The 19,832-nt window shown below is 65.7% G+C and carries 17 protein-coding genes and 2 pseudogenes; 6 read left to right on the forward strand and 13 right to left on the reverse strand.

Going from position 1 to position 19,832, the window contains the following annotated elements:
• Position 1: 1 nt before the first annotated feature.
• Genes KXD98_RS27010 through KXD98_RS27025 form a run of 4 tightly spaced genes read left to right on the forward strand, consistent with a single transcriptional unit; the run spans position 2 to position 3,258 of the window.
• A complete protein-coding gene (locus tag KXD98_RS27010; RefSeq protein ID WP_024447873.1) occupies positions 2 to 1,438 on the forward strand; it encodes an aminobutyraldehyde dehydrogenase in 1,437 nt (478 codons plus the stop codon).
• Positions 1,425 to 1,868 (forward strand): hypothetical protein, encoded by a 444-nt coding sequence (locus KXD98_RS27015; RefSeq protein WP_260765567.1) that lies wholly within the window; start codon positions 1,425 to 1,427, stop codon positions 1,866 to 1,868. The genes KXD98_RS27010 and KXD98_RS27015 overlap by 14 nt, the downstream gene beginning before the upstream one ends.
• The gene (locus KXD98_RS27020) at positions 1,865 to 3,070 is read left to right on the forward strand and encodes a cytochrome P450 (RefSeq protein ID WP_029372483.1); all 1,206 of its coding nucleotides are present in this window, start codon (positions 1,865 to 1,867) and stop codon (positions 3,068 to 3,070) included. Before KXD98_RS27015 ends, KXD98_RS27020 begins: the two co-directional genes overlap by 4 nt.
• Positions 3,067 to 3,258 carry a ferredoxin gene (locus KXD98_RS27025; RefSeq protein ID WP_024447868.1) on the forward strand — a complete coding sequence of 64 codons (192 nt, stop codon included), beginning with the start codon at positions 3,067 to 3,069 and terminating at the stop codon, positions 3,256 to 3,258. Before KXD98_RS27020 ends, KXD98_RS27025 begins: the two co-directional genes overlap by 4 nt.
• Positions 3,259 to 3,338: 80 nt before the next feature.
• On the opposite strand, the pseudogene KXD98_RS27030 reads toward KXD98_RS27025, so the two are convergent.
• From KXD98_RS27030 to KXD98_RS27055, 6 genes and pseudogenes are all read right to left on the reverse strand, one after another.
• Positions 3,339 to 3,620, reverse strand: a pseudogene (locus tag KXD98_RS27030) (hypothetical protein); the annotation flags it as partial.
• Between the two features lie 166 nt (positions 3,621 to 3,786).
• Positions 3,787 to 4,209, reverse strand: coding sequence for a transposase (locus KXD98_RS27035; protein ID WP_137148693.1), 423 nt, complete (start codon positions 4,207 to 4,209; stop codon positions 3,787 to 3,789).
• On the reverse strand, positions 4,206 to 6,440 hold the full coding sequence (locus tag KXD98_RS27040; protein ID WP_260760791.1) for a tyrosine-type recombinase/integrase: 2,235 nt from the start codon (positions 6,438 to 6,440) through the stop codon (positions 4,206 to 4,208). Before KXD98_RS27040 ends, KXD98_RS27035 begins: the two co-directional genes overlap by 4 nt.
• On the reverse strand, positions 6,424 to 7,635 hold the full coding sequence (locus tag KXD98_RS27045; RefSeq protein WP_137148695.1) for a tyrosine-type recombinase/integrase: 1,212 nt from the start codon (positions 7,633 to 7,635) through the stop codon (positions 6,424 to 6,426). Before KXD98_RS27045 ends, KXD98_RS27040 begins: the two co-directional genes overlap by 17 nt.
• Positions 7,636 to 7,661: 26 nt before the next feature.
• Positions 7,662 to 8,906 carry an ImmA/IrrE family metallo-endopeptidase gene (locus KXD98_RS27050; RefSeq protein WP_137148696.1) on the reverse strand — a complete coding sequence of 415 codons (1,245 nt, stop codon included), beginning with the start codon at positions 8,904 to 8,906 and terminating at the stop codon, positions 7,662 to 7,664.
• A 49-nt stretch (positions 8,907 to 8,955) separates the two neighbouring features.
• Positions 8,956 to 9,693, reverse strand: a complete 738-nt coding sequence (locus tag KXD98_RS27055) for a hypothetical protein (protein ID WP_137148697.1) — start codon at positions 9,691 to 9,693, stop codon at positions 8,956 to 8,958.
• 534 nt (positions 9,694 to 10,227) lie between these two features.
• Between KXD98_RS27055 and KXD98_RS27060 the strand changes: the two genes are divergently transcribed.
• The gene (locus tag KXD98_RS27060) at positions 10,228 to 10,611 is read left to right on the forward strand and encodes a hypothetical protein (protein WP_137148698.1); all 384 of its coding nucleotides are present in this window, start codon (positions 10,228 to 10,230) and stop codon (positions 10,609 to 10,611) included.
• 221 nt (positions 10,612 to 10,832) lie between these two features.
• On the opposite strand, the pseudogene istB reads toward KXD98_RS27060, so the two are convergent.
• From istB to KXD98_RS27095, 7 genes and pseudogenes are all read right to left on the reverse strand, one after another.
• Positions 10,833 to 11,687, reverse strand: a pseudogene (istB, locus tag KXD98_RS27065) (IS21-like element helper ATPase IstB); the annotation flags it as partial.
• A complete protein-coding gene (locus KXD98_RS27070) occupies positions 11,684 to 13,045 on the reverse strand; it encodes a Mu transposase domain-containing protein (protein WP_260760790.1) in 1,362 nt (453 codons plus the stop codon). The gene KXD98_RS27070 and the pseudogene istB, both read right to left, overlap by 4 nt.
• Before the next feature lie 306 nt (positions 13,046 to 13,351).
• Positions 13,352 to 13,633 carry a hypothetical protein gene (locus KXD98_RS27075; RefSeq protein ID WP_074362286.1) on the reverse strand — a complete coding sequence of 94 codons (282 nt, stop codon included), beginning with the start codon at positions 13,631 to 13,633 and terminating at the stop codon, positions 13,352 to 13,354.
• A gap of 32 nt (positions 13,634 to 13,665) precedes the next feature.
• On the reverse strand, positions 13,666 to 14,049 hold the full coding sequence (locus tag KXD98_RS27080; RefSeq protein ID WP_137148699.1) for a heme-binding protein: 384 nt from the start codon (positions 14,047 to 14,049) through the stop codon (positions 13,666 to 13,668).
• A gap of 32 nt (positions 14,050 to 14,081) precedes the next feature.
• The gene (locus KXD98_RS27085) at positions 14,082 to 16,457 is read right to left on the reverse strand and encodes an arylsulfatase (protein WP_137148700.1); all 2,376 of its coding nucleotides are present in this window, start codon (positions 16,455 to 16,457) and stop codon (positions 14,082 to 14,084) included.
• A 134-nt stretch (positions 16,458 to 16,591) separates the two neighbouring features.
• Complete coding sequence (locus tag KXD98_RS27090; protein WP_260760789.1) at positions 16,592 to 17,065, reverse strand: hypothetical protein; 474 nt, start codon at positions 17,063 to 17,065, stop codon at positions 16,592 to 16,594.
• Between the two features lie 115 nt (positions 17,066 to 17,180).
• Positions 17,181 to 18,629 (reverse strand): DUF1254 domain-containing protein, encoded by a 1,449-nt coding sequence (locus KXD98_RS27095; protein WP_137148702.1) that lies wholly within the window; start codon positions 18,627 to 18,629, stop codon positions 17,181 to 17,183.
• A gap of 156 nt (positions 18,630 to 18,785) precedes the next feature.
• Between KXD98_RS27095 and KXD98_RS27100 the strand changes: the two genes are divergently transcribed.
• On the forward strand, positions 18,786 to 19,817 hold the full coding sequence (locus tag KXD98_RS27100; protein ID WP_260760788.1) for an AraC family transcriptional regulator: 1,032 nt from the start codon (positions 18,786 to 18,788) through the stop codon (positions 19,815 to 19,817).
• Positions 19,818 to 19,832 lie beyond the last annotated feature (15 nt).

Raw genomic sequence — 19,832 nt, forward strand, 5'->3', positions numbered from 1 at the left:
CATGACCTTTCACGACAAGATGTTCGTAGCCGGAAGCTGGACCGAAGCCTCCGGAGGAGCAAAAGACCAGATCCTGGCACCCGCCACCGGTGAAGCGTTTGCGGAGGCCGCCCACGGCACGGCCGCCGACGTCGACCGCGCCGTCGCCGCCGCCCATGCCGCATTCCCGGACTGGGCCCGCACTCCCGTCGGCGAACGTGCTCGCGCCTTTCTCGAGCTCGCCGACCGCATCGAAGCCGACGCTCGCACCCTCGCCGAGATCGAGTCTCGCAACGCCGGCAAGCCCATCAGCGGCGCGCTCGAAGAGATGGAGATGATTCCCGACCATCTTCGGTTCTTCGCCGGGGCTGCCCGCACCATCGAAGGCCGTGCCGCCGGCGAGTTCGTCCCCGGTACCACCAGCATCATCCGGCGCGATCCTCTCGGGGTGGTCGGCTCGGTCGCCCCGTGGAACTTCCCGCTGTTGATGGCCATCTGGAAGATCGCCCCCGCTCTGCTCACCGGGAACACGTTGGTGCTCAAACCTTCTGAGCACACACCGTTCTCGGTGCTGCGCCTGGCGGAGCTGGCCGCCGACCTGTTCCCCGCCGGGGTCTTGAACATCGTCACCGGTGACGGCGAGGATGTCGGCGCGAGCCTGGTGTCGCACCCGCTGGTGCGGATGTCCTCGCTCACCGGTTCTGTCGAGACCGGCCGGTCGATGCTGCGGGCTTCCGCAGATTCCAACCTCAAGCGGCTGCACCTCGAACTCGGTGGCAAGGCACCGGTGCTGGTGTACCCGGACGCCGATGTGGCACTCGCGGTCGAGAAGATCATGCAGGGTGCGTTCGGCAACGCGGGCCAGGACTGCATGGCAGCGTCGCGCATCTACGTCCATGACTCCCTGCATGACGACCTGGTGTCCGGACTCGAGAAGGCAGTCAAGGAGTTGAATCTCGGTGACCTCGCCGACGAGAACACCGTCATGGGTCCGGTGATCACCGCCGCGCACCGCGACCGCGTGGAAGGCTTCGTCTCCCGCGCCAAGGCCACCGGCCACACCGAGCTGCTCCAGGGCGACAACCCCGGCACCGGTTTCTACACCGCCCCCACCGTGGTGGTCGGCACCAAGCAGGACGACGAGATCATCAGCGCCGAGGTGTTCGGGCCGGTGACGTCGGTGACCCGGTTCAGCGACAACGACGACGTGCTCGCCTGGGCCAACGACACCGAATACGGCTTGGCCGCTTCGGTGTTCACCCGCGATGTGGGCCGTGCCATGGTCACCTCCGGTGCACTCCAATTCGGCACGGTGTGGGTCAACGACCACGCTCCGGTGACGCCGGAGATGCCACACGGCGGCTTCAAGCAGTCCGGCCACGGCAAGGACATGTCGGTGTACGCACTCGAGGCCTACACCGAGATCAAGCACGTGATGATCAACCATGCGACCGCCTGACATGACGGTCAGCGCCATCAACACGTTCCGTCTGCGGCCGGGTGTCCCGGTCGCCGACTTCGAGCAGTTCTCCGCTGAACTCGATCGCCCGGTGTGCCTCGCGTTCGACGAAGTGCTGGGGTTCGACGTCTATCTCTCCGACGACGGCGTGGTCGTCGAGGTGATGACGGTGACCTCCTGGCCCGACTGGGAACAGGTGCGCGACAACGCACCCGAGCTCAAACCCGTCGTCGCCCGCTTCGACGAGCTCGTGGAACCGGGCAGCGTCAGCACCATCTTCACCCCGTCATTCCCCACTCAGGAGTTCCGACCACTTGGAGCCGGGGATCAGCTCCTCGGTGACGCAGGCGCCGCCCACGAGGTCGCGCGCCTCGAGCACCAGCACCGACTTGCCTGCGCGGGAGCCCCGCGCGTACCGTCGACACCATGACCCAGGCACCTGCCTCACCTCCGCTGCACATGCAGCGTGTCGACTTCGACCCCATCCCCACCCTCGGCGAGATCCGCGAGAACGAGGGGGTGCGCACCGTCATCAACGCCTTCGGCATGCCGGTGTACCTGGTGACCCGCCACGACGACATCAAGACGGTGCTCTCCGATCCGGAACGGTTCTCCAACGAGCGCCCGCCAGGGTTCTTCGTCCCCGGGGCACCCGAGATGTCCGAGGAAGAGCAACGCGCAGCCCAGTCCGGCAACCTGCTGGGCCTGGACCCACCCAGGCACACCCGGTTACGCCGCATGCTCACCGGCGAATTCACCGGCCGCCGGATGAAGCGCCTGGAGCCGCGGATCACCGACATCGTGACCCAGCATCTGGACGCCATGGAAAAAGCCGGTCCACCGAGTGATCTCGTGACCGATTTCGCTTTACCCATCCCGTCACTGGTGATCTGCGAGTTGCTGGGCGTGCCGTATGACGACCGCGACGATTTCCAGCACCGCACCAGCCGCCAGCTCGACCTGTCGATCCCGATCGAGGAACGCTTCGAACTCCAGCGCGCCGGGCGTGCTTACATGCACGCACTGGTGGGCGGCGCACGGCGTTCCCCCGGCGACGACATGCTCGGAATGCTGGTGCGCGAGCACGGGTCCGAGCTCACCGATGACGAGCTGGTGGGCATCTGCAACCTGCTACTGGTGGCCGGCCATGAGACAACCTCCAACATGCTCAGCCTCGGCACCTTGGCGTTGCTGCAGCACCCGGATCAGCTGGCCCTGGTGCGTGATGACCCCGATGCGGTGAGTCCGGCGGTGGAGGAGCTGCTGCGCTGGCTGTCGATCGTGCACTCCGGCATCCCCCGCATCACCACCAGCGAGGTGGAGATCGCCGGGGTGCAGATTCCCGCGCACCAGCTGGTGGTCGTCTCGCTACCGTCGGGCAACCGCGATCCGAGTTTCATCGACAATCCGGAGGTGTTCGACGTCCGCCGCGGCGCCATGGGGCATCTGGCGTTCGGCCACGGCGTCCATCACTGCCTGGGCGCACCGCTGGCCCGGATGGAGATGAAGATCGCGTTTCCGGCTCTGTTGCAACGCTTTCCGACCCTGCGCCTCGACGAACCTTTCGACGACGTGGCGTTCCGCTCTTTCCACTTCATCTATGGGCTGCAGTCGCTGCAGGTGGCCTGGTGAGGGTACAGGCCGACCGCGACGTCTGCATCGGCGCCGGGGTCTGTGTGATGAACAGCGAGGCGGTCTTCGACCAGGACGACGACGGCATCGTGGTGCTGCTGGTCGATGACGTGCCCTCGGCCGAGCAGGACAACGCACGGAAAGCCGTGCAGCTCTGCCCCTCCGGAGCGCTGAGCGTCGTCGAGTGAACGAGCGTTGACACTGCACCCACCGCGAAGAAGTGTGAGTAGAGATCGCGCTGGTCGCAGTGTGAACGAGGTCCGCCGGGTCAATCGCCGTCGCGGTGCAGGTCGATCAGCCCGGCCTTGCTCAGCGCGAGCACGCTGACGATCAGCACCCAGACCGGGAACGCGAGCGTCAGCCAGACCGACACGTCACTGGCCACCAACAGCGTCAGCGCCACCACATAGGTGAAGATCACCAGCCCCCGCGACACCAGGCCGGTCTTGAGCCAGATGGTGGCCAGCGACATCATGAACACCGCTGCCATTCGCAGGGCGTAGGTCTTCGACAGCGCGATCAGCAGTGCCTGACCGAACACGTGCACATCGGCTCCGTAGTCTTATCTGTAACAGTAATAGCTGTGTGTAAGACAGTTACCGAGGTGCGTTTGAATGCGCGGGATCTACGAGAAACACAGTGTTATCTGTAACGGTGTAACTGACGAGCGAGCCCGTTTTTGGGGGTACCCCATGCGATTCGATTGGTATGGCTCATCAGCCGCTGTTGCCGTTGCCGCGTAGACGGTGGATCTCGCCGTGGGCTGCGGCGAGCTGTTGTTGAAGGTCTCTGATTTCTGATTTGAGGGCGGCGATATAGTCGTCGTACTGGCGTTTCTGGGTGCGTAGTTGTTGGCGCAACGCAGCATCGACTGGCGAACGGGAGTTTGATGCTGTCGGTTCAGGGTCGGCGATCTGGGGCCGTGGTGTAGCGGAGGCAGCGCGGATTTGGTCGAAGAGGTCGGTGTGGTTGTAGATCGTTTTGCGGGCGACCCCTGCGTGGCGGGCGACTGCGTGGGGGTTGATATTCATTCCGGCGCGCTGCATTTCGCGTAGCGCCTTCTTGATTTTGCGGCGGGCGTCGTTGCGGCTTTTGGTGCTGGCTTTTCTGAGTCCGGCGGTGGAGCGGGCAGCGGTCATTGATCCGTGGTGCGGGGTTGCTGGGCTTTGTCGAGGGCTGACTGGTGGGCGCCGCGGGTTTGGATTTGCAGCAGCGGCAGTCGCTTCCCCGCCCCGGTGCCGGCACCGGATACCGCCTCTTCGGCTCCGGTGGCCGACAGGCGTTCGATGATCGCTTCCAGTGATCGCAGTTCACGGCGGCGTTCGATCACCCAGATGTTGTCCTCACCGAGTTCACGTCCGCTGCGCCGGCGATACTGGTCACGGCGGGCGGCCAGCAGCGCCTCGGTCGCGGCGTGCTGCTGACGCAGCTCATCGAGGTGGGTGGCATCGGTGGCGAAATGACCGCAGCCCAGACAAGCATTGCCCTTGTCGCACTGTTTGAGCGGCGGGAGCAGACAGACCCCGTTGGGCAGGATCCGGTCGGTGCGGGCACCGAGCTGCGTCATCTCATAGATGTCGCTGGGGCTGATCGAGATATCGGTGCCGTGGGCGCCGATCTTCTTGTGCTTGAGGAACTCTGCCTCGGCGGTGGCCGCCAAGGTGGCCGCGTAACGGGCCGTCATCTCAGGGCTTTTATGACCGAGATAGCGCTGCACCACGTGGAACGGAACGCCATCGTTGAGCAGCTCGGTGGCCCGGGTGTGGCGCAACCGATGGGTCTGGGTGAAGCGCAGTCGTCGGCCGGCGCTGTCGGTGAGATCGTGGCAGTCGTCGAGCTTGGCCAGCGCTGTGCGGTAGGTGTTGTAGGAGCGGGGCTGCTGACCGCGGTGCTGATTCTTCACGCCGAGGAACAGGTATCGGGGCGCCAGGTCGGGATATGTCGCCTTCAGCCAGCTCTGCTGCTCGGTGATGATGTCAACGATGGCCTGCTCAACGAGGATGGTGGGAATGACGTCATCGACTTTGGTCTGCTGGTAGCGCAGCCGGGCCACGAACGTGTCCGGGTCGCCGTCGGTGGGGCGTTCCAGGCCCGGGATGGCCTGCAGCGGATCATGGTCGAGCATCAGGATTTCCGACGCCCGGCGCCCGGTCAGGGCCTGCAGCAGCCAGATCCGTGCGGCCTGGGGGTCACCGAGGCCGGCGGCGACGGTGATCGTGCCGTCGGCTTTGGTCAGCACCACCTTGCGCCCGGCGGGGGCTGCCAGGACGTCGAGATAGGTGAGCATGCGCTGCAGGTCGGCGGTGGCATACCAGGTGAGCTCGCGTTCGCGGCGCCGCTGTTTGGGCGCGTGCAGCGGTGACCACAGCGCGGTGTGGGTCAGCGTAATATCGCGCCAGCGGGGGTTGGCCGTCGCGGTCGCCGCATCGGCGGCGTTGTCGTGCATGAAGGTGTAGAACGCCTGGGTTTGGGCTTGCAGGGTGGCCACGGTATCCGGTGTGAGGCGCTCAGACTGGCTGGCCGCGGCCGGGGAACGCAGATACCCGAGATAGTCGAGGAACACGGTGCGCAGCTGATCGGGATCGGTGCTGATCAGCGGATCATCGTGATGGCCGTAGTCGTGGGCGAACCGGCCCAGCTGCGAGCCCAGGTTGCGGGCCCGGTCGGCGGCCGAGGACCACACCAGCAGGTCGTAGGTCAACGCGCTGCGCAGCCAGAACCGCAGCCCTTCGCGCAGCCACGCCGGCTCGATATCGCGCAGCCGCACGGCGGTGTCGTGGCGGGGTTCGTGGTCGCGGCGCGGGATCCGCGGGTCGGTGCGCAGATCCCAGATATCGTGCTCCCACCACGGGGTATCGGTGCAGCGCACCGATACCCACAGGTGCAGATGCTCGATGACATGGCGGATGTTGCGCCGCGATCCCGCCGACGGGAGCCGCATGTTGCGGCGCTGAAAGGTCAGGACCGCCTGGCGGAGCACGGCATTGGGGTCCAGGTCGGCGATGCTGGCCGGTGCCCTTCCGGTGCAGGTGCGGTGTTCGGCGATCGCGGCCGGCAGGGTGCGGGTCAGCCAGGCCAGCAGGGAGGGTTCGATCTTGCGAAGCTGCTGGTCCCAGCACACCCAGACCCACCAGGCGATCTCGTCGCCGAACCGAGTAGGGGCGTCGGGGGTGAAATCGTGGGCGGCTCCGGCGCGGTGTGCTTGCAGGTAGAACTGGTTGCGCAGAAACACCTGATCAAACGGAGCGCTGTAGATCGCATAGACCGGCCGACGCCACGCCTCGGGGACCTGTGCCCATTGAGTCGCCCATGACCCCAGTGCGGGGGCGAGGACCGGCGTGGGTGCGGGCGGGTCAGTCGGTGTGGTCATGGTGCAGCCCTTTCCAGCCAGCGACGTAGCTGCGCCATTGGGCCAGGGTGCGCATCTCGGCGTCCTCGGTGACCCATCCGTAGGTCGAGAGCGTGGTCTGGATATCGGCGTGGCCCAGGCGGCGCATCACCACATGCGGCGGGGCCCCGGAGAGCAGCAGCGCGGTGGCGTGGGTGTGGCGCAGCCAGTGCGGTGACCACCGATCGGGCAGCACCCCGCCGGCACGTTTGGTCACCGAATCGATTTTGGCGTAGACGGTTTCGGCACGCATGGGCCGGAAACGCTGCCCGTGGGTGAGATTGACGAACACGAAGTGAGTGTCCAGGTCGGGCACGTCCAGATCGGCGCCCTGGTCGACCAGGTGCCACACGTAGGTCGAATACAGTGCCTCCAGATCGTCACCGATGTAGATGCGCCGGGCCAGTAGCGTCTTGCCGCGGGCCCCGCGCGGATGGTCTTGTCGGGCGGCCACGTCGATGAACGGTGTCCCGCCGGCGCCGATATGAAAATCGTGGTGCCGCAGCGACAGCGCTTCACCCAGTCGCATCCCGGTCTCGGCGAGCACCGCGAACAACAGCCGGTCCCGCAGCCCTGAGGGCGGCCCCGACCAGTCCTGTCCGGTCTGGGTGGCACAGCCATCAAGGATCGCAGCAACTTGGGTGGGCAGCAGCACCGGAGTGGCGGACTTGTTGCCGCCGCGCACCGTGTAGATGGGCCGGTCCTTGGACCGTGGTGGGCGGCCCACGCCGGCCAGCATCGGGATATACCGTGACCGTGATCGCTTGCCGCGGCTGGTGAACAGTCGCTGATACGGGCCGGCCAACCCGTTCGCGTCTGCGTGGTAGCGGTAGAACGCCAGCACCGCCGCGGCCCGCAGCTGGGTGCTCGCAGTGCCCAGCCAAACCTCCGGTGCGCCGATCCGGGCGGTGCCCGGCAGGTCCCCGGTGCGCAGGTAGGCCAGAAACTGCCCGAACAGGCTCGTACTGATGTCCTGCCAGTCGGTGCCGGTGTGCTCCAGCACCGTCCACCACGCCGCCAGGCCGGCCGCATACGCCTTCACGGTGTTCGGTGAGGACCCGTCATCGCGCAGGAACTGCAGGTACTCCTCGGCTGCCTCGATCGGCAGGTGATCGGGGCCCAGCACGGTGTAGGTGTCCGGGGCGCCGGTCAGCGCGATCCGTTGTGTCCGTGCCATCCCCGATCCGCCCCCGCAATTCCCTGTTAGGCCTGCCGGCGAGGCCGGCGTAGCTGCACCACCGTGTCCCCGCGGTCCAGGACCGCCTCCTCATCGAGCACCGTCGAAGCGGTGTTCGGGGCCGCGGCAACCTTGGCGGGAGCGTCGCGCTGGCCGGCCAGGATGTCGGCCAACAAGTCTGTGGGGTAGATCAGGTCGTGGGCGGCCAAGGCCTCCACGCTGACCGAGCCGTAGCATTCCTCCATCCACCGGCGCAGCAGCCGGGGCCGCTCCGGTGTGCGGGCATTCCAGCCCGGTTCGGTCTTGCCCCAGGTGTGCCCGGTCTCGGAGTTGATCCGCGTGTAGAGCTGGCGCTGCAACGTATCGGCGCGGACCTCATCGATCAGCTTCGACTCGCGAAGGTGAATGATCAACGCCCCCAGGGAAATACGCCACTTCACCTTCGCATCGACCAGATCGCTGAGCGTGGGAACCGGCGGCACCTCTTTGGCGAGCACTTCGGCTGGCGCCAACAGTTCTGAGGCGAACCGGGAGGCTTCGCGCTCCTGGTCATCGCTGACATCGCCGTAGCGGTGCAACAACAAGTGCCCGATCTCGTGGGCGACTGTCCAGCGGGTGCGCTCCCAAGAATCCAACGCCCGCAACAACACCAGCGGCCGTTCCCGATACTCCCCGGTCCGCGCCGAGCAACCCAGATGCTTCTCGGTCAACAACCCGGCCGGCCCGTCCTCATCGGTGTCCCAGTCCACCACTCCGGTGGAGCGTGAGTGCTTCATCCGCATCACCACCGGCACCCCGGCAGCTTCCAGCTCGTAGGTCAGCGACTTGATCGGCACCCCTGGCGCCACCCCCAGCCAGCGCCGCGCCTGCGCGGCCGCAGTCACCACATCGGTGCCCGCCGGTAACGGCTCCAGCAGCACCGGGGGCAGCTTGGCCACCGCATTGAGCTGCCCGAGCAGATCACCGACGACGTTGGCGAACACCGCCAAGTACTCCTTCTCGGTGACCGTGGTGGACTTGGGCGCCCGGAACAACAGATCCCGCGCCGTCACCCGCGACGCCGGTGCGGTCGTGAAAAATGTTGGCGGGAAACGCAACAACGCCGCCAGCCGATCGAAATCGGCGCCGTCGAGGACCGCGGTCTCGGACTGCTCCAACCGCGTCTGGCGCGGAGAGCGCCAACCCAGATGATCCATCACCGCGGTGCCTGACAGTCGCCGCAGCACCCGGGCCTGGCGGACCCGTGTGCCGAACACCTCTACCGACGCCATCACCGACCACCTCGTCCCCACACGCGCCCGGCCGGTACCAGCTCATCGTCTACGCCTCGGCTTCCCCGGTCTCGGGAGCAGTTCTGGGCAAGAATTCCTCGAAGTCCTCGCGCACATCCTCGTCGTCGCCCTCGGCCGCGCTCTGCTGCTCGGCAACGGTCTTCGGCCGAATCGCCAGCGGTAACGGCTCGAACCCCAGAATCCGCTCCTCGTTGGTGTCCAGATCGGCCACCACCGCCAAAATGCCACCACCCACCGACAACCGGCCCGGGGTCTCCCACCAGTACACAACCAGCTCGTAATCGTCGCCGATCCCCGCCGGGCCGAACACCCGCTGATCCTCGGGCTCGCCGGCGTCGAGCGCCATCTGCTTGCCCGGCTTGGACTGCGGCATCGACTGCGGGAGCAGCGCACCGATATCGGCGGCCCGTTGCGGGCTGATGTGACGCACCCGCGCCCACGCCATCCCCGCATCGCCGATGCGCACCGACGAACTCGGGCCCGTCGACATCCGCAACGTCGACCCCGGTCCGCAGGAGGCACCCTCTGGCGCCAGTCGCGGCGTCGGGGCCTTCGTGCTCTGCGCGTCGATGCCGTTCATCGCCAGCACGTGGCTGCGTACGTCCTGACACAACGTCCCGCCCTGAATCTGCATCGGGTCGGGGAATACGCGGAACCACCGCGCCAGCGACGCGTCGAATGCCACGCCGATCTCGCCGAGCAGTCTCGCCAACGCGAGACGGTGCAGGGCCACGAGCTGTCTCGCCAGCTCCACCGGAACCACCATGGCGGAAATACTGCACGGTTTTTCCTACACCCTTTCGGAGGCGCGCCGTGTGTCGGGTCGGCAATGTTTCATTGCTTAGCATCCTCAAATTATACATGTATAAGTGGTCCTGAACTGCGGATATCATGCGTGTCGCGCGATGCTTGAACCTGGATCTCGGTGCGAGCCTGCCGCCCCGAGTCCCGATGACTGGCACGGCTGCCGTCGGTCCGTGTGGGTCGGAGAGCGTGTTCCTTCACTGTGACCACAGTGACGATAGTGACGCATGGGGTGATGCGGGCGCGGGAGCCGGTGCACGTGTGTCGCGCTTGATTGCCAATGCAGGTGCGATCACCCGTGCGCCGGCCGGCGCACCTCGGTCACGCTGGCGGCCAGTGAATCGTACGGAAAGTGAATGGTAGGCAAACAGATCGGCGTTGCCCCATGCGGTGTCCCTGGTCGGCGCGGTACCCGGGTCGAGTACCGCGCGCCCGGCCTGCCCACCCGCTACCGTAGGTACGGGATAGACCAGACCGTCGGCGAAAGGGAGGCCGGGTGTCCACGCCGCGCAAAACGCCGGTGCGTCAGGCACCCGATGATGCCGCCTTGGCCTGGGAATTGGCCGCCAACGCGCGCCCGTACCTCAGCAGAGTCGACGCCGACCGCATCTACATCACACTGGGTATCGGCGAGACGTTCGCCGCGATCGAGGCCCTGATCACCGCCATCGCACGCAACGCCATTCCTCTCAACCACGACCTGGTGGCCACCACCGCCAGCTGGCTGGACTGCTACCACGGACAGGGTGCCGAACCACGTCTGCGTCAGCTTCTCACCGAGGTCATCGCGCCTGCGTCGCAACAACAGGCGCCCGCCGCCGGCGAGCGAACCGGCCCTGGGCCGCACGCAGCGCAAGACCGGTACCGCCGATCCGGTTAGTCGTTAGCGCCTCATCAACGCGGCGTCCTGGACGGCCGGACTAGCCTCAGGGACGGGACATGCCATCTGGCCGGTGTCGCGCCGGGCGAACCCCCCTCGTGCGGCGCGACACCACCCACATCGCTCGATACGTCTTTGGCCGGGTTCCGCGCCAGGTGATCGCGCTCGCCGAAAATCCTCAGGTGTGCTCGTTGAAATTCCTCACCTGTGAGCACCGGTCTGTGTAGTGGTTCGCGGGTGCCGGTGGTGGCTCGGCGGAGGGTGTCGGCGGCGGCGTGGTGGTCGCGTAACCGGTAGGACTCGCCGTCGAGGTTGATGACCACCGACCGGTGCAGGAGTCGGTCGAGCATGGCGGCGGCCACGGTGGTGTCTCCCAGGATGTCGCCCCAGGCGCCGACGCCGCGGTTGGTGGTGATCACGATGCTGGTCTTCAGATAGCGTTGGGACACAACCTGAAACAACGCCGAAGCAGCCTCAGCGGGCAGTGGCAGATAGCCCAGTTCATCAATCACCAGCAGCGTCGGTCCGGCGTAGAACCGCATGGTGGTGGCCCAGCGTCCTTCGATCGCGGCGCGGTGACATCGTGCGGCCAGATCGGCGGCGGTGGTGAAGTAGGTGCGATACCCGGCATGGGCTGCGGCCCTTGCCAATCCGACTGAGAGGTGCGTCTTTCCTGTCCCTGGCGGACCGATCAGCAGAACGTTGGTCGCTGATTCGAGGTAACGGCAGGCGCCCAGCTCGTCGATCAGGGCGCGGTCGATACCGGCGGCGGCATCGACATCGAAATCAGCCAGTGTGGCAGGGGTGGGCAGGCACGCGAACCGCAGGCGCCCCGCCAGACGGCGGGCGGTGGAGGCATCGACCTCGACGGCCAGCAGCCGTTCCAGGGCCACCGTGAGTGACAGGCCCTCGGCGGTGGCCTGATCCAATACCGACGGCAGCGCCTCGGCGGCGGCGGTGAGTTTGAGCTCGGCGAGATGGGAACGCAGCTGCTGATAGCGGCTCGCCGTCCCGGTCGGTGTCTGCTTGTCGGTGGTGCCGGTGGTGGTTTTCGGGGTGCGTGCGGTAGGGGTCATTGCAGGGTCCTTTTCTGGGCGGCCCGCTCGTAGACGGACAAGTCGATGACAGTGAAATCATTTGGTGGCGCGTCGGATTCGGCAACACCGGAATCTGCTTGGCGGAGTTGAAGGAGTTGCGCGGCAGCTGTTTTGGCGTCCGGTCCGGGTGGGATGCGTTCCTTGCGGCGATGTGGTCGCCCAGTCGCTGCGGTGGCCATCGCGGCGGTATCGAGAGCGATGATGTGGCCGCTGTCGCGGACCATCACCCCCAACCCGTCAGTGGCGATGCGGTGCCGCGCCACCACGATTCCGCCCGTGGTCGCGACGTCGAGGTGCTCACCACCAATCGGATGACTGACCCGCACCTGGGCGGAGGCCAGCTCTGGTGGCACCGAGTACCGGTTGCCGCGGAAGGACACCAACGCCTGCCGCGAGGCAATCCGGGTCTCGGACACGATCACCGGATACGGCACCGCCGGCACCGGGCTCAGCGGCTCGGTCTTGGCTACCACGGCCACCGAGGACCGCCCGTCAGCGGTGGCCCGGATCCGGGTGTCACCACGCAACCGGGCGAAGCGGTCCACACTGACCTGGGCCGCCTCGACGGTCATGTCGTCGGCGAGAGTGCGCCACCAGCGTTGCGCAGCAGTGTGATTGACCTTCTCCACGACACCTTTGCGATTCCCGCGCCGCGGCGGACAGATCGCCACCGAGACCCCGTAGTGCTTGGCGACCCCGGCGAAGCTGGCGGTGACCCGCCCCGAGCCCGGATCGCAGACCGTGGCCATCCGGTCGAACCGCCAGACCCGGGTCAGCCCGCCCAGGCCACGCACGATGCGGTCGATGGCGGCGACCAGGTGCGGTTGATCCATCGACGGTGACAGCACCGCCCGCCACTTCCCGGAATGCGCGAGCGACCCGACCAACAGGAAGGCTTTCTTGCCCCAACCCCATGATGCCGGTGGATCGGGCAATTCCAGCCAGTCCCACTGAGTTTCCTCACCAGGCGCATGCGGGATGATCGCGTTGGGCCGGTCAGTGGCGGTGCGGCAGGCCTGGCAGTCCGGGCGCAAACCACGGGTGCGGATGTTGCGAGTCAGGCTCTGATACGACAGCCCGAAGCCCAGGACCTCGAGTTCGTCGTAGAGGGTGCGGGCCCACAGATGCGGGTCCTCGACCAATCGCGCCGACACGTAGTCGACGAACGGGTCAAACGGATCCGGGCCCGGCCGCGCCCGCACCCCGGGCTCAGCGTCACCGGCCAAATACTTGCGAACCGTTTTGCGGTCGAAACCGGTGTGGCGGGCGATCGCAGAGATCGACCAACCACGTTTTCGTAGGGCGTGTACTTCCATGTCGTCCTCCCATGTGAGCATGAGAAAGCGGGCCTCCTTCGACCGAGCTACTGGCGTCAGACACCAGCAGCATCGAGGGAGGCCCGCCCTTCTCGGCGGAGCCACACGGGTGGGGAATTTCGATGAGCGTCAGTGGGGAATTTCAGCGAGCGCGGTCACCAGGAAAGGTCGCCTCACTCAAACCTGTATCGCCCTTTGCCTACGGCTTGCACGACCCCGGGGGATTCGACCTGAGCCGGGCCGATGCTGTCGTGGGGACTACGGCCTCGCGGTCCGGTTTCCCATGCTGGTCCGTGGGAGTGGGATTTGCCGTGGCCATCTTCGAGGTCAGTTGCAGCCCCCGGCGGAGACCCATCGTCCGTTGTAGCCGATGCAGCCGCTGACATTCGAGCCAGGCGGTGGCGGCGGCGGTGGTGGCGGGTCTTCGGGCAGCGGGGCGTAGTAGGCCGGTGGCGGGACGTAGGGTGCGACCGCGTCGGCGATGTTGACACATCCCCCCACTGAGATCCGGCGCCCGGCGCTGGCGCAGACGTCGGCAAGGGCAGTACCGGCCGGCGCGGCCAACACGATGACGCCGGGCAACGTCAAGAACGCGAGCGCCACCGTCATGGCGCGGGCCCGGATCGACCGACGGGATCTGTTCACGATTGTTGCCCTTCGAACGCGTTCGGGGTGCCGTATCCGCAGCGGTTGCGGAAATCGACGAGCGGCTGGCGGATACCCTGCAGCTCTGCGTGCTCCTGCGGATGGGCGTCGAAGTAGGCCCTGGTGGATTCGGGCACCTCCTCGTGGGGCTGGCCGTGCAGGTCGGTGAAGAATTCGTTCAGCTCGGGGTGGGTGAACAGGTAGGCCGAGGTGGCCGCCGCGACCCCGGACGCGATGCCGGCCATATCGGCGGCAGAACAATGGGGTGGGCGGGCCGGATCCGACGCCGGGTCCGCAGCTGCCACCGCACCACCGAGAAGCGCACCGGCGGTAAGCGCGAGCGCTCCGGCGCCCCTGAGTCGGTTCAGTGTCAGCCTCATCGGTGATTTCCTTTCGTCGGTTCGGGTCGGGGTCATTGGCGGGCCAGCGCGATCCGGATCGCATCTGCTGGTGAGACGAGATGATTGTCGGCCTCTGCGGCGTCGGCGATGGCCAGCTGCACGCCTTTGACACGACCATTGAAGGCGTTGCGGCCCGGTGGGTAGTCGGGTGAGACGGGGGAGCCGGTGTCCACCCCGACGTCGCAGCCGTCGTCGGCGGAGAACACGTTGGCCAGGGTGGCCTCGACGCGCCCTTCGCCGGCTTTCTCGCCGTCGATGTAGAGCGTGACGTCGCCTCCCTTGCCCAGACCGCCACCGGCGTAAGCGAACTCCATGCGCACCTGATGCTCACCCGCGGGCAGCGCCTCGGTGGATTCGGCGTAGAAGTGGGTGATCCCGCCGAGGTTGTAGCAGTACTTGAGCTTGCCGCCCGCGGCGTACAGGCTCCAGCCGCCGATGCTGGCGCCCTGAGCCACGATCACCCCTTCGGCGCCGACGTCGGGCACCACAATCTCGGCGGTCACCGAGTGCGATTTGTTCTTGACGTTGAGGACGCAGTTCTCCGACAACCGGCCCATGCCCGCAAATAGCACTTGGGTGTTGCCCGTGATGAGTTGGGGGCGCCCGGCCAGGTCGGAATTCAGCCGCCGCGCGGTGTCGTCGTCGAGGGGCAGCACGTTGTAGCGGGTGGCTTCGATCAACCACAACCGCTGCAGTTCGTGAAGCTTCTCGGGCAACTCCTCGGCCAGATTCTTGGCCTGACTCCAATCCTGGCTGGTGTCATATAGTTCCCACACGTCATCGTCGAAGGCGACCGTCTGTTCGCCCATCAGCAGCCAGGGCGTCTTGTGCTTGGTGACCGCGGTCCAGCCCTTGTGGTAGATGCCGCGGTTTCCGAACATCTCGAAGTACTGAGTTTCGTGCCGGTCGGGTGCTTGCCCGTCGTTGAACGAGTACAGCATGCTGGTGCCCTCGATGGGGTGTTGCTGGATGCCGTTGACGAACACCGGCTCCGGTATGCCAGCGGCCTCCAGGATCGTCGGCGCGACATCGATGACGTGATGGAACTGGCTACGGACTTCGGCCTTCGCGGTGATGCCCTTGGGCCAGTGCACGATGGTGCCGTTGCGGGTCCCGCCCCAGTGTGAGGCCACCTGCTTGGTCCATTGATAGGGGGTGTCCATCGCGTGTGCCCAGCCGACTGCGTAGTGGTTGTAGGAGTCCGGGCCCCCGAGATCGTTGATCTTGCTGGTGAGGAACTCCGGGGTCTCGATCGCGGCCATGCCGTTGAAATTCAGCATCTCGTTGTAGGTGCCGTTGAGCGTGCCCTCCGCGGAGGCGCCGTTGTCGCCGACGATGTAGAACACCAGGGTGTCGTCCAGCACGCCGAGGCGCTCGAGGCTGTCGACCAACCGGCCCACGTGGTGGTCGGTGTACTCCAAAAATCCTGCGTAGACCTCCATCTGGCGGCGCAGGACCGGTTTGAGGTCCTCGGGCATGTCCTCCCACGCGGGGATCTCGGGATGCCGTGCGGTGAGCTCGCAGTCCGGCGGAATCACGCCGAGTTCCTTTTGCCGGTCGAAAGTCTGCTCACGCAGCTTGTCCCAGCCGTCATCGAAGCGGCCCTTGTACTTGTCGGCCCACTCTTGGGGCACGTGGTGCGGGGCATGGGTGGCCCCGGGTGCGAAATAGGTGAAGAAGGGTGTGTCGGGGGCCAGCGCCTTCTGCTGGCCGATCCAGGCGATCGCCTTGTCGGTCATGTCTTCCATGAAGTGGTAGCCCTCTTCGGGGGTGCGGTCGACCTCCACCGGTGTGGTGCCTTCATACAGGCTGGGGTACCACTGGTTCGCCTCGCCGCCGATGAACCCGTAGAAGTACTCGAAACCTCCGCCTGCCGACGGCCACGCGTCGAACGGCCCGACCGGGCTGGTCTGCCACACCGGCACCTCGTGGCACTTGCCGAACTGGGCGGTGTTGTATCCGTTGAGCTTCAGCGTCCGCGCGATCGGCGACATAGTATTCGGCAGTACCGAACTGTACCCCGGTGCGCCGGTGGCGATCTCAGTAATCCCGCCCATACCGGCGGAATGGTGATTGCGTCCGGTCAGCAGCGCCTGGCGGGTCGGCGAGCATAGTGCGGTGGTGTGGAAGCGATTGTATTTCAGCCCGCCGGCGGCCAGCCGTTCGGCGACCGGTGTCTGACATGGCCCGCCGAACGCGCTCGACGCGCCGAAACCCACATCGTCGAGCAGGATCAACAGCACATTCGGTGCGCCCGCCGGTGGCCGCAGCGGCTCGATCGGCGGAAACGCGCAGTCCGGGTCCTTCGCGTCGTAGGTGATCAACCCGGTACGGGTCTTACTCGGAATCGGTAGATGCGTTCTGTTCACCACGTCTTGTTCGCTCATACTCCGCGACTCCTTCGTTGTTTTGTTTCGGGTGGTGGCTGTCACCAGTACCGTCGCGCGCACCTGTCCACGGTGTCTGCTTGGCGGGGTAATCCATTCTGCCGTCCATAAGGTCAGGCCGTTTGCTGAGTTCGCTACGGTGCCAGGTGCCGTGACGTACTGCCGGTGCGGCGCGACAGTTGAGTCAGGACGCGGCCGACACCTCGTACGGCATAGATCCCGGTGATCACCGACAGCACGATCAACATGACAATCACCGGTAGCCAGTTGCTGCGGTGATGGTTGACGTGCCACCACACGATGGTGAACAGCACCGCGCAGACGAACACGACAATGTCGCGCCAGTTGCCCTGATAGGACGCCGCGGCGTTGCGCAGTTGACGGCTGCGTTCACCGGCCTCGACCAGCGTGTCGATGCGCTGGCCGATCATCTGCGACATCGCCGCGCGCCGGTCGGCCTGCTCAGCGGGAATTCGGTCCAGCAGATCGAAATCGGCGAGGATTCCCGCACGGATGTCGGGGCCTTTCACGTTTCCGGCCACCGCACCCAGCAACACACCGCCGGCGATCGGCGCGGCACCCATTGCCAGCTCAGCAATCCCGGGCATGGTCGTGTGACCTCCAATCAATCACCGCGAAAAGCAAAAGCATGAGGAGTCGACATCGATGTCGGTCCCTGTGTTGGTTCGCCTTACATTGACGCCACATACTGCCTGGTCGTCGTCAGGTCTTCTGGGGTTTGGGTGCATGCCAGGTGCCGTCGAGCGCGGCCTGCTCGGGCCAGTAGAGGCGTTCGACGAGGCGAAACGAGCCCTCCGGCGCGGGTAGCCAATTGGACTCCCTGTCCGCACCGGGCGACTCGTGCTGCACGTAGATGGTGTAACCCCCGTCCGGGTCCTGCTTGAGACTGGCCAGCATCGGCGAGTTGATCAGGTAGCGATTGATCGGGTTGGCCACCAGCAAGCTCTCGGGCATCCGATACATCGTCAGCGACCAGAACGCGCGCACCGGTGGCAACTGGCCCGGTGCGAACCGGTAGATGTAGGTGTTGGCGCCATCGAGTGGCTGCCCGTCGGCGTCGTTGGGGAACATCGGGTAGATCGATTCGGCCGCGGTGTTGCCGTAGATTCCGTTGACCGCGCCGGCCATCCGGTACAGATAGTTGTCGCCGAGCATCTGACGCGTGCCGAACAGGTCATTGGAGCTGACCTTGCCGGCGTCGATCTTGGCCTGCAACCCGTCGAATTCCTTCCACGCGTCGGTGATCGCGCCCTCGAACGCGTCGCGTTTCTCCGGGCTAAGGCTATCGATGGTCAGATCACTGTCTGCGCCGATCCCGATGGACGCGAACTTGGTGCGCAGTTCCTTCTCGGAATCCAGCACCGGCACATAACGCAGGATGAAATCCAGCGTCTCGAAGAACTTCGAGGACGTGCGTTGCTGCTCGGCGCTCAGCGGGACCGGGAACTCAACCGTCGGTGCCGCCTGCGGAGCCTGTTGGCCCAGAAATGCCGACAACGGTTCCATCGTGTAGCCGGCCTGGACCATCTTCACATTGTCGATGTCATCGGGCCCGAACAACTGGGTGCGATACAACGCGAACGCGAATTCGGAATCCGACCGGATCACCTCATCGATGCCCGCGGGCTTTTCACCGCTCCAGCCGGGACCGGCCAGCAAGAAAGTGCCGCCCCCGTTGCCTGTGGTGCGGCTGCCCACATAGGCGAAGTTGTAGGTGTAGGCGTCGATGAACTGGATCGAGTAATAGCGGTCCTTCTCGATTGGCGGCAGAGTCAGCACCAGCGGCTCAGCCCGCAGGTCCGCACCGAGCGTGGAATACGGGGTGTCGGAGTTGGGGGTCTGAATGGTGGTATCGGCCGGGGTGTACACCCGGGCATCGGAATGCAGACGATTCCACGGCCCCACAAACTGTGGGCTGTGCTCGTCGACGAAATACGCGTACTGCACCCGGTAGTTGTCGACCATCGGATACCCATAAATGTAGGCCTGCTTAGCGATCTCACGAATCTGCTGCACACTCACCTCACCCGTATCCTCGGCCGACTCAGACGATCCCTCGCCACCAGTGCACGCCGCTATCGCTGCCGACAACGCCACCACCGCAACGATATTCGACCAACGCCGCCGCGAACCGTGAATCCTCAACCACATCCCCTTGCCTCCGAACGTCACACACCGCTGGCGCGTCGATCACCACGGACCGGCCGCCCATGGCACCATTGGTGCCGAACCGGGCCGCGACCATCTTTGCTGCCCACCACCCTCCTTGTCTTGACATTTATGGACAACTTATTGACTGTAGTGGACATGCATTTGATCCGGGGGTCGTCGCTGACCGGCTTCACCTCGCTGGTCACCGCCTATGGTGGCGACCCTGATGCCGTGCTGGCACTGGCCAACCTCGACCCCGACGACCTCGGACATCGCGATCGATTCATCCCGCTGCGCAACGCCATCGCCGCGGTCGAAGACGCCGCCACCATCCTCAACATGGCCGACTTCGGCCGCCAACTCGCAATACGACAGAACATCGACATCCTCGGCCCGGTTGGCGTCGCCGCCCGCACCGCTGCCACCGTCGCTGACGCCTTCACGATCCTCGACACCTACATGAGCGCCTACAGTCCCGGGATCCACACCCGTATCAGCGCCCATCCCGATCCCGAACTGAGCCGGTTCGAATTCGACTTCACACTCAACCCGACACCCCCACACGCCCAGGCAGTCGAACTGGCCCTCGGTGTCACCCTGCGAGTCCTGCACCTATTCCTGGGCACCACCTACCGGCCCGTGGCAGTGCACCTACCCCATCCACCGCTGGGCACCAGATCCGATTACCGCCGCTACTTCGGCTGCCCACCCCAGTTCAACGAACCGACCACAGGATTCACGATGCGCGCGGCCGACCTGCAACAACCACTAAGCCACGACCCGCTCGCCCACCAACTCGCCCTGAACTACCTATCCACCACCCTTGACAACCCCGCCCGCGGCCTTTCGGGCACCGTGTGCAGCGTCATCCGCCAACTGCTCCCTACCGGGAACCTCACCGCCGAGGTGGCCGCCCGCCAATTCGGACTGCACCCCAAAACGCTGCAACGCCGACTGGCCGCCGAAGGCACCACCTTCGCTCGACTCGTCGACCAATCCCGCCGCGACACCGCCCACCGGCTCCTGCTCGATACCGAGCTGAGCCTGCACCAAATATGCAACCAACTCGGCTACTCCGAACAAAGCGTGCTCACCCGATCCTGCAAACGCTGGTTCAACACCACACCCACCGCCCACCGCATCACCCGTGGTGGTGGCGATTCAATCACGCGAATTGAACCTAAGTAGCCCACGGACAAAGAG

This window comes from Mycobacterium sp. SMC-4 (assembly GCF_025263265.1).
Lineage (GTDB): Bacteria > Actinomycetota > Actinomycetes > Mycobacteriales > Mycobacteriaceae > Mycobacterium.